This window comes from Anaerospora sp. (assembly GCF_032013335.1).
Classification (GTDB): Bacteria; Bacillota; Negativicutes; order Sporomusales; family DSM-15969; genus Anaerospora.
In genome coordinates this window covers 80734-96338 of sequence record NZ_DALZUO010000006.1, presented here as the reverse complement: position 1 = coordinate 96338, position 15605 = coordinate 80734, and the positions used below count along the sequence as shown (strand labels likewise).

At 38.0% G+C, this 15605-nt stretch carries 14 protein-coding genes; all 14 read right to left on the bottom strand.

The window, feature by feature from the left end:
• Positions 1–42 precede the first annotated feature (42 nt).
• The gene (locus tag RTR76_RS07355) at positions 43–1017 is read right to left on the bottom strand and encodes a glycosyltransferase family 9 protein (protein ID WP_312518587.1); all 975 of its coding nucleotides are present in this window, start codon (positions 1015–1017) and stop codon (positions 43–45) included.
• A complete protein-coding gene (locus tag RTR76_RS07350) occupies positions 1014–2132 on the bottom strand; it encodes a glycosyltransferase (RefSeq protein WP_312518585.1) in 1119 nt (372 codons plus the stop codon). The genes RTR76_RS07355 and RTR76_RS07350 overlap by 4 nt, the downstream gene beginning before the upstream one ends.
• 61 nt (positions 2133–2193) lie before the next feature.
• On the bottom strand, positions 2194–3576 hold the full coding sequence (locus RTR76_RS07345; RefSeq protein WP_312518582.1) for a mannose-1-phosphate guanylyltransferase/mannose-6-phosphate isomerase: 1383 nt from the start codon (positions 3574–3576) through the stop codon (positions 2194–2196).
• 25 nt (positions 3577–3601) lie between these two features.
• A complete protein-coding gene (gene galE / locus RTR76_RS07340) occupies positions 3602–4597 on the bottom strand; it encodes a UDP-glucose 4-epimerase GalE (protein ID WP_312518579.1) in 996 nt (331 codons plus the stop codon).
• A 53-nt stretch (positions 4598–4650) separates the two neighbouring features.
• On the bottom strand, positions 4651–5562 hold the full coding sequence (locus RTR76_RS07335) for a WlaTC/HtrL family glycosyltransferase (protein WP_312518576.1): 912 nt from the start codon (positions 5560–5562) through the stop codon (positions 4651–4653).
• A gap of 11 nt (positions 5563–5573) precedes the next feature.
• Positions 5574–6548, bottom strand: a complete 975-nt coding sequence (locus RTR76_RS07330; RefSeq protein WP_312518573.1) for a glycosyltransferase family 2 protein — start codon at positions 6546–6548, stop codon at positions 5574–5576.
• A 154-nt stretch (positions 6549–6702) separates the two neighbouring features.
• Positions 6703–7521 (bottom strand): DUF4422 domain-containing protein, encoded by an 819-nt coding sequence (locus tag RTR76_RS07325; RefSeq protein WP_312518570.1) that lies wholly within the window; start codon positions 7519–7521, stop codon positions 6703–6705.
• A 68-nt stretch (positions 7522–7589) separates the two neighbouring features.
• Positions 7590–8567: a glycosyltransferase gene (locus RTR76_RS07320; protein WP_312518568.1), complete on the bottom strand. Its 978-nt coding sequence runs from the start codon at positions 8565–8567 to the stop codon at positions 7590–7592.
• Positions 8568–8780: 213 nt separating this feature from the next.
• Positions 8781–9893 carry a UDP-galactopyranose mutase gene (gene glf, locus RTR76_RS07315; protein WP_312518565.1) on the bottom strand — a complete coding sequence of 371 codons (1113 nt, stop codon included), beginning with the start codon at positions 9891–9893 and terminating at the stop codon, positions 8781–8783.
• 45 nt (positions 9894–9938) lie between these two features.
• The gene (gene galE, locus RTR76_RS07310) at positions 9939–10934 is read right to left on the bottom strand and encodes a UDP-glucose 4-epimerase GalE (RefSeq protein WP_312518561.1); all 996 of its coding nucleotides are present in this window, start codon (positions 10932–10934) and stop codon (positions 9939–9941) included.
• On the bottom strand, positions 10934–11881 hold the full coding sequence (locus tag RTR76_RS07305; RefSeq protein WP_312518558.1) for a UDP-glucuronic acid decarboxylase family protein: 948 nt from the start codon (positions 11879–11881) through the stop codon (positions 10934–10936). The genes galE (RTR76_RS07310) and RTR76_RS07305 overlap by 1 nt, the downstream gene beginning before the upstream one ends.
• A complete protein-coding gene (locus RTR76_RS07300; protein WP_312518555.1) occupies positions 11871–13211 on the bottom strand; it encodes a UDP-glucose/GDP-mannose dehydrogenase family protein in 1341 nt (446 codons plus the stop codon). Before RTR76_RS07300 ends, RTR76_RS07305 begins: the two co-directional genes overlap by 11 nt.
• A 92-nt stretch (positions 13212–13303) precedes the next feature.
• Complete coding sequence (gene galU / locus RTR76_RS07295) at positions 13304–14221, bottom strand: UTP--glucose-1-phosphate uridylyltransferase GalU (RefSeq protein WP_312518553.1); 918 nt, start codon at positions 14219–14221, stop codon at positions 13304–13306.
• A 246-nt stretch (positions 14222–14467) separates the two neighbouring features.
• The gene (gene rfbB, locus RTR76_RS07290) at positions 14468–15529 is read right to left on the bottom strand and encodes a dTDP-glucose 4,6-dehydratase (RefSeq protein WP_312518551.1); all 1062 of its coding nucleotides are present in this window, start codon (positions 15527–15529) and stop codon (positions 14468–14470) included.
• Positions 15530–15605: the final 76 nt, after the last annotated feature.

Below are 15605 nucleotides of genomic sequence, written 5' to 3'. Positions count from 1 at the left end.
AAAAGCAATCAACTTTGTCCTCATTTCGTTAAGATGCTAAATTTATGTTAACCATTTCTCTGCTTCAATCTTATCAATAACTTGCTGAGGAGTAATTTCCAGCATACACTGCTTATATGTATCATTAGTACAACCAAGACGTTGGCAGGGAACGCAGGATATATCAGCCTGTAAAACGCAGGCATGTGATGGCGCCCAACGTTCAGCGGATGTAGGTCCGTATACCGCAAGTATAGGAGTTTTTGCAGTTGCAATAACATGCATTGCTCCTGTACACATTGTTAAACTTAAAGCAGCATATTGCGCAATGGCTGCAACCTCTCGCAAATTAAAATATCCGGCAGCATTAATCTTGATTCCGTGTATAGCTTCTATATACTCATGATCACCACTTGACCCTAGATAAACAGGCGTAATCCCGCGCTTATTAAGGTACCCATTAAGTACGGCAAAGTACTCACAAGGCCAGTTTTTATTATCTGATAATCCCCTGGCAGCAATAAGCATCAGCTTTTTGTTATTAAACTGATGTTGGTGCAACCACTGTTCAATCTTTTGCTTACTTCCAGTATCAGGAATTCCTAGTGTAGGAGGTAGACAAGGAATTTCTCCTTCAGGATTTAAATATTTTAGATAGCTTGAATAGTTATCAATTGCCCTCTTAGAAGAGTATCTTCTCGAAAAAAACCTCCGCTTACCGATTGAAATCTCAAACCCCTTATTAAGTAGCCGGCAGCCTGCTTTTAGTGCCAATAGAGTAGATGAAAACCTTTCATCTACTATTAATGCCTCATCATAGTTTCCATTCCGTAGCTGTTCCAACATAGCCCGCTTAGATGGGTGGCGATAGCCGAAAACCTCATCAATATAAGGGTGATTCTGAAGTATATCAACTGCTTTCGTTGAAACGACAAAGCCGATATGAGCTGAAAATAGCTCTTTAATAGCTTGAGCTAAGGGCGTGGTTAATACCACATCCCCAATGCCCAAACGGTTGATAATTAATATCTTTTTCATCTGCCGCGTCTCCTAATTGCCTCTATAAATACCTGACAATACTTCTTCGCCATATCAGCAATACTTAACCGACTATCAATAAACTGCGCCATTTCCCCAGTTTGTTTGCTTTGTAGTTGAAATGCTTTATTAATTTCTTCAGCGATTTTTTCAGGAGTAACCGGGAACACAGTCCCATCAAAATTGACAGCTATTGCTTCTTGAATATTCTCCGGTGTAACAGCACCAAAGAACATACTGCCATTTCGTATCGCCACTATGGGGCGTTCACAGGCTATCGCCTCAATTGCAACCCGCCCTTCGCAAACTACTAGATCAGCAGCATTATACCAATCAACGATGTAATCAGTAAAATTTAAAATCTCGATACGATCAGGGTAGGTTAGATTAATCGCTGCAGCTTTCCCCTCAATAGCAGTTCGCAAAGGACCTTCCCCAATAATAATCAGTTTACTGTCGCCATTATGAGATAGAACATCTGTCATACTATCAAGTAAGGCTAAAGCAACAGCCCCTTTAATGCTGCTTAATCGGCTTACATGTAAAATGATCTTGCCGGTATAAGTAATTCCTAGTTTATCGCGAGCCGCTTGTTTGTTCTGGGGAACAAATGCAGCAAAATTAATACCATTATTAATAAATTCTATTTGCTTTGCTTGAAAACCAAAACTCCGACATAATAGTTCTTTTAGATTCTCGCTTACAACAATCATTACCGGAAACAAGCCTGCATAGGCCTTCTTAAAAAAAGCGCGATGCCAGGGATCATGCATAGTAACTACAAAAGGAATACCACTATATTTGGATAAAAGATAAGCCCAAATTCCAGCAGTCCTTTGCTGAGCACTCACTACTTCAATTGCATTAGTTTTAATGAGTTTAGCTAAAGCAAAAATATCTCTCACCCAACGGATAATATTTATGCCCCTTGCCTGAATTTCGACAACTTCAAGATTGGCATACTTTTGCCTTAAATTCTGCACTCTTCCTTGATCGCTGCCTTTATTGACCGCCATTATAAGCTGATGCTCAGACAATCCTTGGATTAGGCTTTCCACATGCGTTTCCGCTCCACCAACCCGCCACGGCTGAGAAAATAGTATTAAGATGCGCACTTCTCGTTCTCCCCCGGAATCCTTACTTTACAACATTTAGATTTCTAAAGCACTTATCTACTTAAGATCGTCCATAAACATCATCAAATCGAACAATATCATCTTCTTCTAGATAGTCACCATTTTGGACTTCTATTATTTCCAGTGGAATTCTTCCTGGATTTTCTAAGCGATGCTTAGTAGATACAGGTATGAACACACTTTGATTCTTGTGCACCATTTGCTCATTAACATCAATGGTTACCTTCGCAGTTCCACTAATTACGATCCAATGCTCACTGCGATGATAATGCAATTGCAGACTGAGCTGCTGTCCAGGGTTAACAACGATCTTCTTCATTTTATAACCCGGACCTTCGCCTAATACAGTATAACTGCCCCACGGACGATACATTGTGGTATGCTCGGTAGCCTCTTTGCGTCCCCGTTTTTTCAGATCCTCTACTAAGTCTTTGACCTTTTGGGACTCACCTTTCTTAGCTACCAGAATAACATCATCCGTTTCGACAATTAATAAATCTTCTAAACCTATTCCTGCTATCAGCCTGCTGCGCCCCATCAACAATGTATTACTGCAGTCGAGCGCAATGCAATCTCCAGTAACAGCATTACCATTCTCGTCTTTGTCCAGCACATCATAAATAGCATCCCAGGACCCGATATCATTCCAATAAGCAGTAAAAGGAAGGACAATTACCTTATTTGATTTTTCCGCTACAGCATAATCAATAGATATGCTGGGCATTTCGGAAAATTTTTCAAGAACAGCTGCGTAGCCTTCATTCAATAAGCTATGTATAGCAGGCTGATGCTGGCGTAACTCTACAAGCATACCTGCAATAGAGAAGGCAAACATCCCTGAATTCCAATAGTAATTTCCTGCTGCTATATATGTTTCAGCGGTCAGCTGATCTGGTTTCTCTTTGAAGGACTCGACTTCATAGCCCTGCTTATATTGACTGCCAGCCTGAATATAACCATATCCCGTTTCCGGCTTATCAGGTTTAACTCCAAAAGTAACTAGCTTGTTCTCACTGGCAATAGCAGCTGCAGTTTGTACAAGCTTCATAAAAACGTTCTTCGGACGAATGATATGATCAGAAGTTGAGACAAAAAGTATTTCTTGCTCATTTGCCCCTAAGATATCTAAGCAATATTGTACTGCTAAAGCAATGGCCGGTGCAGTATTTTTGGCTACCGGCTCCAGCAAAATATGAGCGTCGGCAGCACCACATTCTACCAGTTCCGTTTTAACATGGTGATAATATTCCTTGTTGGTGACAATGATAATATCTGACGGAGTAACAATGTCCATAAATCTTCTCACAGATTGAGACAATAGTGAATATTCATCATTCAGCTTCAGAAATTGCTTGGGAAGACAAACCCGTGATAAAGGAAACAGACGGGTTCCACCGCCTCCTGCCAGTATGATAATCTTCATTTTCACTTCTCCTCCGGCACAATATTTAACTTAGCAAACGTTGCTCAAACCGCCAGGCATCTTTGCACATTGCTACTAAATCGCGTTTAGCAGTCCAGCCTAATTCCTGCGCAACCTTAGAAACATCTGCAAAACACTCCGCAATATCGCCTGGTCTTCTGCCTACTATTTCATAAGGCAGTTTTATACCGTTTGCCTGCTCAAAGGCTTCCACTAATTGCAATACACTTGTACCGCAACCAGTCCCTAAATTATAGATATGTACTCCGGCAGTGATTTTATTCAACGCGGCTACATGTCCCTCTGCTAAATCACAGACGTGAAGATAGTCTCTTACTCCCGTACCATCAATAGTCTCATAATCATTACCAAAAACACGCAGTTTAGCTTGCTTTCCTTTGGCTACTTGTGTCATATAGGGCATCAAATTATTAGGTACACCGTTAGGGCTTTCACCAAGCAAACCACTTTCATGTGCTCCAATAGGATTAAAATACCTTAACAGTGCTATCGAATGGTGATTATTTACTTGGGCAAAATCCATAAGAATCCGTTCACTCATCACCTTTGTTTCACCATAAGGATTAGTAGTCGACAAAAGAGGCATGGACTCTATAAAAGGAACCTTATTGTCACCATACACAGTCGCAGATGAGCTAAATACAAAGCGCTTTACACCATATGACCTACACATTTTGGCTAAAACCAATGTACTAACAACGTTATTATAATAATATTCCAAGGGTTTAGCTACCGATTCTCCCACCGCTTTAAGTCCCGCAAAATGAATAACCCCATCAAACATATGCTCAGAAAAAATAGTCTCCATAGCAGCTTCATTCGTAACATCAACTTGATAAAAGACTACTGCCTTGCCAGTAATCTTTTTTATTTGCTCCAAAATCTCTATCTTACTGTTAAGAAGATTATCTACAACAGATACTGTATGACCGGCTTCCAGTAAAGCAACGCAAGTATGTGATCCAATATATCCGGCTCCCCCAGCGACTAATATGTTCACTTGCACGCCTCCTAAAAAGTTAATACTTGAACACGCTCTTATTCAGCACGCATCTACTTGGATTGCAGTTTTTCCACACCATATTTTAAATAGCCTTGAAATGCTTGCCAGTACTGTCCAGTTTGCAAAAGCTTTCGCGCCTTCAGACGTGTAAGTTTAGACTGCCTAAACTGAAATGTCAAATGAGATGCACCGCAATCTCTCAGGGGGCAGAAAAAATCTTCAATCAAATGAATTTCAAATAAATCGGGCTGAGCTCGATAAGCCATAATCAACAACGTCTGATCATCGTCAGCCAGACCACAATTAGTTAAACTAAACAGAGCAGTACGAACCATCTCCAGCAGCTTAGGCCAAAGAACATCAGGTGCCACAATGATGCCGCCAGCAAAATATATCTTCATTGTCCGGACAATTTCAAAAACCGGCATTGTATCTAACGGATCAACAGCAAAAATATGAACTTTCGATGAAAAATCATGTGTCCATAAGAAGTCAAACTCTTCAGGATTTGTATAGAAGCTGCCGCCATGATTGTAACCAAAGTCCATCCAAGCAATCATTCCATCAGCCAAACCGCGTTGGATTGCATCCGTAATCAGATGGGACTTTAAATACATGATATAGTTATACATTGGGTTGCATGACTCGGGATAAGTCGGCTTACGTCTAAACTTAACTGCTGTTTGGTTTGCTAACACATGATCTATTGCCTCGTATATGTCTGGCGCTATACTTGTAACCTCATCAACAGCGATCACTTCAGTACGATCTTTTAATCCAAAAGATTCCCGGATCTCTATAACCTGTTGTGCAGTTTTTGAATCCGTATAGACGACAAGCTTATTTTTCATTCTGGCCCAAAACTTAAAAAACTCAACATATTTGCTGTTATCGCGTTCGAAACCAGACCACTTTTCCCGGCCAATGTCAAAGAATGCCGTAACGATTGTAATTTCTTTCATATTAGTTCTCCTTATCGTGCTTTAAACAGCGCACAACAATTCCATAGGTATTTATTTTGGGACATAATTGCATGATATCGCAAACGTTGTTTAAAGATTAAAGCGGATTTACTAATTTTCTGTAGATCTAGAATACATTCCGGATCAGCTAGCATACGTCGTGCATCCTCATGATATCCATTTTTCACCATTTTCCAGAGTATCCAATACCGACACTGGCCAATTTTACTGTTCAAGATATCCACTATCTCTGAACACTTTACATATTCGAGGCAATTCTTTTGAACGAATTGCTGAGCCCGCTTAAAAGCTTTAATTACATTCATATGCATATTCCAGGAAAAAACAGTATTCATAGCAGAGCCCGGTCTCCTCAACCGATAGAACATTAATTCCTCACGAACAGCACATACCTTTGCAACGCATAACAACTTTATAATAAACTCCACATCTTCACCCATTGGACAGCCCTCAGTGAAGTGGATATTGCAATCATTTACAATTGATTTTGCAATAAGCAATGATCCAATATGCATACCGGTAATTTCCTTCAAATAAGGAATTAAAATATCGCCATCCATGTATTGAAATTGGAAGTTCTTTGAACGGCTATCTTCATAAAAAGATGTATATCCGGTATAAGCCATATCAACATGATTAGCTTCTTTTGCTGAAACTACTTCCGACAGGAATCTCTTATCCCATAAATCGTCACCATCCAGAAATGCAAGATATTCTCCTGCGGCATGAAACATGCCACAATTCCGGGCGGCAGACACTCCGCTATTCTCCTGTTCATAAAGCTTAATACGGGAGTCCCGGCAAGAGTATGCCTGTACAACCTCACCGGTATTATCTGTCGAGCCATCATTTACTACAATGAGTTCCCAATTTTGATATTCTTGATTAATAATTGATTCAATGCTTTTTCCTATATAGCTTCCTACATTGAATGCGGGCATAATAATCGACACTAAAGTCTTCATATAAGCCTTCCTTTTTCATAAGAAGTCAAGCAGTATCTCGCTAATTTTAAGCAGAATATTTTTATTTTCGGCATTTGGTAGTTCATGAGTATATTTACAAAAGAACTTGACTAAGTAGCTCTGAAAACAGATTTCGATAAAAACCTTCGTTATCTTAAAACAAATTTTTAAAATCCCTAATCATAAATCTTAAACGTTTTCTCTTAAAAGTTATCCCTTGTTTCTCCTCATCTATAAAGACAATTGGAATTTCTTTTTTCTTAAGGTGCTTATGATACACAAAAAGATTAAATAAGCGTTCTGATAAAAAGCCAAACACACGTGCTTGATAAGGATCTTTGTCAATAGTTATATTTCTTTCTACTTCATCTAAAATTAAAAAAAGCCACGACATATATTCTTCGAATAACGCTCTTCGCATTATAAACATATTATATGGATAAAACCACTTCTCAGCAAAACATGCTTTCATTGAAGAGCTATATTCAGGAAAAAGTTTACTTACCGCTTTTTTCATCACATTCCAGTCATCTGAAATATGAGCCATGCAGTAATGTTCTTCTAAACTAACTTCAAATTTAACAGGAATTGGAACAATAATATCATGTTTATTCAAATATTCCTCCAAACAAACAGGAGAAACTATTTTGTTGATTTCGTCTTGAGAATCATAGCCCGCGATAATATCTCGAACACCTGGAAAACTTTGCATTTCACCTGCCAAAAATGCAAAGTAGCGACGATAATGGCAGAGACCAATGATGTCACTCGTTGTATCATTCTTCCATACCCAGTAAAGCCCTGTCAGCTCACAATAATTACTGTTTTTAATTGAAATATTACTCCCCGTATCATCTCGTAAGCTAGCCCCCTCCCATGTAGAGGAGGCAGCACCTACATGGAGTGACTTATAAGTAGAATATGTAGAAACCCAGTATGGTTTATGACAGGCAATATATATACTTGTTTTCAAATAATGACACCTCATAAATACTATTAAAACTTCTCACAATTCAGTAATTTAAATACTAAATATACACTTCAATTTTGTTTTAATTTAGCCTGTACATATTTAAAATACCAATATATACTTTTCCATAAGCTTCCATACTTTCTAGAAGTTTTAGCGTATATCTTCATATGTTTATAATGTGTTGGCTTGTCAAATTCTATGTCTCTCCATGGTGACTCCTGGTAATATTTTACGAAATAATCTTTTACCGGGTGAACGCACCATTCACTCCAAGGCTTGGTTTTTCCCGCATAATGCAATAGTTTAATGTTTGAAGGAATAGTGTCTTTATTTATATCAAATAAATAGTTCCATTTCTGATCAATATATAATATATTTTTATCTAGTACTACATTTAATCCATCCTGATCTACCAGAGTAAATCGATCATAATTTTCAATCATCACCTTTATTACTTTTTCAGAAATATTATTAGCATGCCATTTATTAACATTAATATATAGTACTCCTGCGTTAAAATAACCCTCAACAGTAAGATTCAGGTTTTTAATATGGTTACTAATAGCATGTTCAGCCTCTTTAACTGCTGCAACTATATAATCATCAATATTTATAGTTAACATTTCAGATATATCCCCTAGGCAAACTATATCTGCATCTAAATATAACACTTTATCGACGATATTTTTTAATCTATTTACAACTAATAACCTATTGTATGTTGCACTGGTAATATGCCCATTTGTCGGTAAGTTATTAAAAACCTCTTGGTTAATTCGATATAATTTAACCGTGGTCTTATTATCAGTTACTAATTTATTTAATTTATCCAGATCATTTTGAGTAATGGAACCATAAAATATATGAAATATAAAAGTAATGTTGGGATTATTCTTTACTAACGACAAAATTGTAATTCCCATACATTTTATATATTGTTCATCAACTCCAAAAGCAACATGAAAAGTATTAGTATTTACTGGATCTACAGGTATCGCAGATATAAGTTTTTCATCTAAAATTGTATTATCAAAAGAAGTAATCAAAAAGCTCATCCTTTATCATATTATTCATGCTAAATCTATTCATCTTTAAACTTTAATAAAAATATTTTGCTATAGAATGCTGCTTTACCAATTAGAAAAATTTGAACGTGCAGGAACTAGGGTAATACAAGCGGTATCACCCTCATCAAAGACTATGTAAAACTGCGCCCGACAAGATGGTTTATCACTGACTACCAGTAATATTGACCAACATTAAATAGAGGGTTTAGCAACAACTGTATTAAATAGCTCTAATGCTTTTGCTACAACTTGATCCATATTATAATACCTATATTCAGCTAACCTGCCACAAAATAAAATATTGCTACATTGGGAGGCTTCTTCAGCATATTTGTTATATAATAATTGATTTATTGATCTAGGTACTGGATAGTATTTCTCGTAATTATCATCAGCAGCAATTGGGTATTCATATGCAATAGTAGTCGTATCGCTTTTCTGACCAGTAATATGTTTATACTCAGTTATACGAGTAAACTTATATTCATTAGGATAATTAACCTGACCAACTTCTTGAAACTTTTCTTGTTGTAAGTTCTCATATACAAATTCTAAACTGCGATAAGGAAGAGGCCCATATTTATATTTAAAAAATTCGTCTATTGGACCAGTATAAATAACAAATTTGTGCGGAATAACATCTTTTATGCTATCATATTCAGTCTGCAATAAGACAGATATATTAGGGTGAGAAACAATTTTTTCAAACATCTTTGTATAGCCGTGCTTTGGCACGCCCTGATACTTATCGGTAAAATAACGATTATCCCGATTTACTCGAATAGGTATCCTTGCAGTTACGGAAGAATCTAACTCTCTACAATCGATCCCCCATTGTTTGGCTGTATAACCTTTAAAGAATTTCTCATAGAGTTCTATTCCAACTTTACTGATAACCATCTCTTCTGCATTAGCTGGATGCTCATAATTTATTTTTACTTGATCATAATAAGCTTGCACCTCAGTAGGACCATTGATAGTTAATCCATAAAGATGGTTTAATGTATTCATATTTATGGGAATCGGCAGTTTCATTCCATCTACACTGGCTAGCACATTGTGCTCATAAATTCTCCATTCCGTAAACTGGCTAAGATATTCGTGTACTTGTTCATTATTGGTATGAAAAATATGCGGCCCATACTTATGTATTAGCACTCCATGCTCATCATAGCAATCATAAGCATTTCCCGCAATATGTCCCCGCCGTTCAACAATCAAAACTTTTTTATTAAGTTTTGATGCAATCTGTTCAGCTAAAATACATCCAGCAAACCCTGCACCTACTATAAGAAAATCATACACCAAGCGTCCCCCCCTTTAGCGTAAACGTATTAAAAAATTTATGTTTTACTTAACTGCATCTGCCTCTAATTGCTTAGTCCAATTCCATGCGTGAGAAATTTGTAATTCTAGGCTAGAATAATTAGGCTTCCATCCCAAAGTACTATGTGCTTGCGATGCATCACCAACAAGAATAGCCGGGTCACCTGCTCTTTTTGGTCTTACTATGCTCGGTATATCCTTATTGGTTACGTGGCGTGCTATATTAATTACCTCTTCCACTGAAAAGCCCTTGCCATTACCTAGATTGAAAAAAGCTGAGTCCTTCCCCTGGCTAAGATAATCCAATGCAAGTACGTGCGCATTTGCTAAATCATTAACATGTATATAATCACGTATACATGTACCATCCGGAGTGTCATAATTATCTCCAAATATTTCAATATATTCCCGCTTGCCTGTAGCTACTTCAAGTACTAATGGAATCAAGTGGGTTTCAGGGTGATGGCATTCTCCTATTTCGCCCTCAGGATCAGCACCCGCTGCATTGAAATATCTCAAGGCTACCGAACGCAGTTTATAAGATTTATCAAAATCCTTTAACATTTGCTCGACTATTAATTTACTCTGTCCATAAGGATTGATAGGCTTTTGAGGATGTTGTTCAGTAATGGGCACGTGTTGCGGAACTCCATATGTAGCACAAGTACTTGAAAAAACAAATTTATCAATTTTATTTCTCAGTAACGCTTCAAGAATATTTAATGTACCTACCACATTATTGCGATAGTATTTTAATGGATTTTCCACTGATTCCCCAACATAAGCAAAAGCAGCAAAATGGATAACTGCTTCCGGCTTATATTGCTGTAAAACATAATCTAATCTCTCTTCATCTAAAATATCACCAATTTCAAGGGGACCCCATTTTACTGCCCATTTGTGCCCATATATTAGACTATCATAAGTAATTGGACGATAGCCTGCCAGAGAAAGAGCTTTACAAGTATGGCTTCCGATGTAGCCTGCTCCGCCTGTTACTAAAATATTTTTACTCATCATTAGCTCCTTGAGAGAACTTCAGTATAATATGAAATGGTACGTTTAAGTCCTTCTTCTAGCTGAATAGTCGGTGACCACGCCAATTCTTTCTCTGCTAATGTGATAATGGGCTTTCGTTGCAGTGGATCATCTATAGGTAAAGGCTCGTAAGTAATTTTTGATTTGCTGTCTGTTAGCTGTATTATTTTTTGTGCCAATTCCAGCATAGTAAATTCTCCGGGATTGCCAAGATTTACTGGCCCAGTAAATCCCTTGGAACTATTCATAGTACGAATAATACCTTCAATAAGATCATCAACATAGCAAAAAGAACGAGTTTGCTGACCGTTACCATAAATCGTAATAGGCTGGCCACTTAGCGCTTGAACAATAAAATTACTTACTACTCTTCCATCTTCCGGGTTCATGCGAGGACCATATGTATTAAAAATACGAATCACTTTTATGTCGACATTATGCTGACGGTGATAATCAAAAAATAGAGTTTCAGCACAACGCTTCCCTTCATCATAGCAAGCGCGAGGTCCAATCGGATTAACATTGCCTCTATACTGCTCACTTTGCGGATGTACTTCGGGATCACCATATACCTCACTGGTAGAGGCCTGCAAAATGGTAGCATTCACTCGCTTTGCCAAACCAAGCATATTAATTGCCCCTATAACACTTGTCTTTATAGTCTTTATCGCATTATATTGATAGTGTACAGGTGACGCAGGACACGCCAGATTGTAAATTTGATCTACCTCGATAAATAAAGGGTTGGTAATATCATGTCTTATAAGTTCAAAATTAGGATTCGCAATAAGGTGTCTAACATTTTCCTTCCGCCCCGTAAAGAAATTATCCACACAGACTACATCATGTCCATCACTTAGTAAACGTTCACATAAATGAGAACCAAGAAAACCTGCCCCTCCGGTAACTAAGATCCTCTTATTGCTCATTATGATTACTCCTTCCAATACAATAATATTCAAATCCATTATTCACCATCGAGTGAGGATCATATTGATTCCTGCCGTCAAATATAACTGCATTATTAAGTAATTTTTTCATTTTAATGTAGTCCGGACTGCGGTAGTTATTCCATTCAGTAATTAACAAAAGCGCATCTGCCCCTAATAAGGCGTCATAATGGTTTTCAAAATAAGATATGGACTCATGTGGTCCAAAGGTTTTTTTAGCCACTTCAATAGCGACAGGATCATGTGCCTTAATTTTAGCACCACGTTCTATCAAAGCCTGAATCAATTCAACTGAAGGTGCTTCGCGCATATCGTCCGTTTTAGGCTTAAAGGCAAGGCCCCAAATAGCAAAAGTGTAGTTTGACAAATCATCACCATACTTTTCAACGATCCATTGAGCGAGTAGTTTCTTCTGTTTCTTATTTACTAGTTCTACTGCGTTTAATATATTTGTTTCAACATTTAATTTATCAGCAGTTCTTATCATAGCTTGGACATCTTTAGGAAAACAAGAACCGCCATAACCTATCCCAGGATAAAGAAATGACATTCCTATTCTAGAGTCACTTCCAATTCCTAATCTGACTTTCTCTATGTCAGCTCCTGCACTATCACAAACTCGTGCGATTTCGTTCATAAAGCTAATACGAGTAGCCAGCATGCAATTAGCTGCATATTTAGTAATCTCGGCAGAAGAAACATCCATAACAATCACCGGATGCCCATTTCGAATAAATGGAGCATATAGCTCTTTCATTAATTCTCCAGTTCTAACATTGTCTGTTCCAATAACAATTCTATCAGGTTTCATAAAGTCATCTATTGCTGCGCCTTCTTTCAGAAATTCTGGATTAGACACTACATCAAATTCTATTCCCTCTACGCCACGTTGTTCCAGCTCTGATACGATCCGTTCCTTTACTTTCTTAGCTGTCCCTACAGGTACAGTTGATTTATTTACTATTACTTTATACCCATTAATAATTGCTCCTACTTGTTTTGCTACACTTAAAACATGTGACAAATCTGCTGAGCCATCTTCTCCCGGAGGAGTGCCGACAGCTATAAAGACAAACAGACTATGTTGAATTGCTTCCTCAAAATCAGTCGTAAACTTTAAGCGTCCATCACGATAATTTTTCCTCACTAACTCTTCAAGACCAGGTTCATAGATCGGAATGATTCCTTGGTTTAGGTTATTGATTTTACTTTCATCAATATCTACGCAATATACGTTATGACCAATCTCTGCAAAACACGTTCCTGTTACTAATCCAACATATCCTGTACCAATTACTGCAATATCCATCGCAAACACTCCTAAATAATGTTATAATTTTCACTTTAATTTAGCAGATCCGTCTTCAAAAAACCTCATCTTGACTCAAGATGAGGTTTTTGTTATTCTTTTACCCTGCCCGCAGCGGCTTCTTGCTTACCTACAATTAACGGACCAATATTATTCACCAGATATTTCAAAAACTCCTCACGCAACTCAGGACGTTTAAGCGCAAACTCAACAGTCGCTTCCAGGTAGCCTTGCTTATCACCCACATCATATCTGCGGCCCCAGAAGTTATAGGCGTACACCGGATTAATAGCAGCAAGTCTGCGAAGGGCATCAGTTAATTGAATTTCACCGCCTCTGCCAGGAGCAGTATCTTCCAGCAACTCAAAAATATCCGGTTGGATGATGTACCGCCCCAATATCGCTAACTGGGATGGAGCTTCTTCCATTGCGGGCTTTTCAATTAAGTCGACAGCCTTCCAAATATTATTTTTTACTGGCAATGGTTTGACAATGCCATAGCTTGATACCTTATTGATAGGTACCTCTTGGACACCTAAAATAGTGCCTGGACAATCTTCATATACATCCATCATCTGCTTTAGGCAAGGCACCTGGGCATCAATAATATCATCACCAAGCAATACGGCAAAAGGTTCATTGCCCACAAACTGTTTTGCGCATAACACAGCATGTCCAAGTCCTTTAGCTTCTTTTTGCCGAACATAATGTATAGTTACATTCGATATCTCCTGAACTAAACCTAGCAAATCATATTTGCCTTGACTTTTCAAAGTATGTTCAAGCTCAAAAGCACAATCAAAATGATCTTCAATTGATTTTTTATTTCGGCCCGTTATAATCAGTATCTCTTCAATCCCGGACTGAACAGCTTCTTCCACAATATATTGAATAGCCGGTTTATCGACTATAGGAAGCATTTCCTTAGGCTGAGCTTTCGTTGCCGGAAGAAAGCGTGTCCCTAATCCGGCAGCAGGAATAACCGCCTTGCGAATCTTCTTCTGAATCATAGTACACCTGCCTTATTATCTCATTTGCTAAAATGTATATTTTCTATTTTAATTAGAGATTTCCTGCATGTGACAATACTTCCCATAGCAACACCCTATCTGCTAAGCGCACTATGCAGTCTTCAAAGGATGCTTCCTGGTTGCGCACCAGATTACACAGGTAAACACAAATATATAGTTTTCTTCGATAAAATGAGCAATCTGTCTAAACCCACTAAAAATACTCTTCTCTACATTTACCCCAATTCATTCTAAATTGCCCAATCTCTTCCTATGGTAATTACCATCTGTAATTCGATGGCACCAATCCAAGTTATTTAAATACCAGTCAATTGTTTTCACAATACCGGTTTCGAAGGCTTCTGAAGGTATCCAGCCTAATTCCTTTTTAATTTTAGATGCATTAATTGCATATCGCATATCATGCCCGGGGCGGTCTTTCACAAAAGTAATCTGCTCCCGGTAGGATTTGCCGTCTGCTCTAGGCTTCTTGAAATCCAGAATATCACACAGAGTATGAACAATATCTAGATTGGTCTTCTCGTTGTGACCGCCGATATTGTATTTTTCTCCCGGTGTTCCTTTCTCCAGCACCTGTAGAATAGCTGTACAATGATCTTCTACATACAGCCAGTCCCTGACATTCTGGCCTGTTCCATACACAGGAAGTGCCTTCCCTTCTAATGCATTTAGGAGCATAAGAGGAATCAGTTTTTCTGGAAACTGATAAGGTCCGTAGTTATTAGAGCAATTTGTCATTAACACTGGTAATCCATATGTATGATAATACGCTCGTACAAGGTGATCAGAAGAAGCTTTGGAGGCAGAGTAGGGAGAGTTTGGCGCATACGGTGTCTCCTCGGTGAAATAGCCTATTGGGCCTAAGGAACCATAGACTTCATCTGTCGACACATGGAGAAAGCGAAATCTGCTTTTCACCTCATCCTCACTATCTGCCAAATAATGACGAACGGCTTCCAACAAAGTAAAGGTACCATTAATATTTGTTTGAATAAATTCAGCCGGACCATCAATAGAACGGTCTACATGGGATTCTGCTGCAAAATGTACAATTGCTAACGGCTGTTGTTTCTTAAATAACCTCGTTACAAGCTCTGCATCACATATATCACCATGGACGAATGTGTAGCGGGGATCGCCCTCCGCATCGAGGAGTGAATCAAGATTACCAGCATAGGTAAGCTTATCCAGGACAATAATTTGGATGTCTTGAAGTTGTTTTAAAATCAAATGAACAAAATTACTGCCAATAAACCCGGCACCGCCGGTAACCAATAGCGTTTTCACATAATTCTCCCGTATATTTCTTAACCCTTAGGCCATTACTTTACTGAATATATTTGTAATACCATCTGCAAAGTGC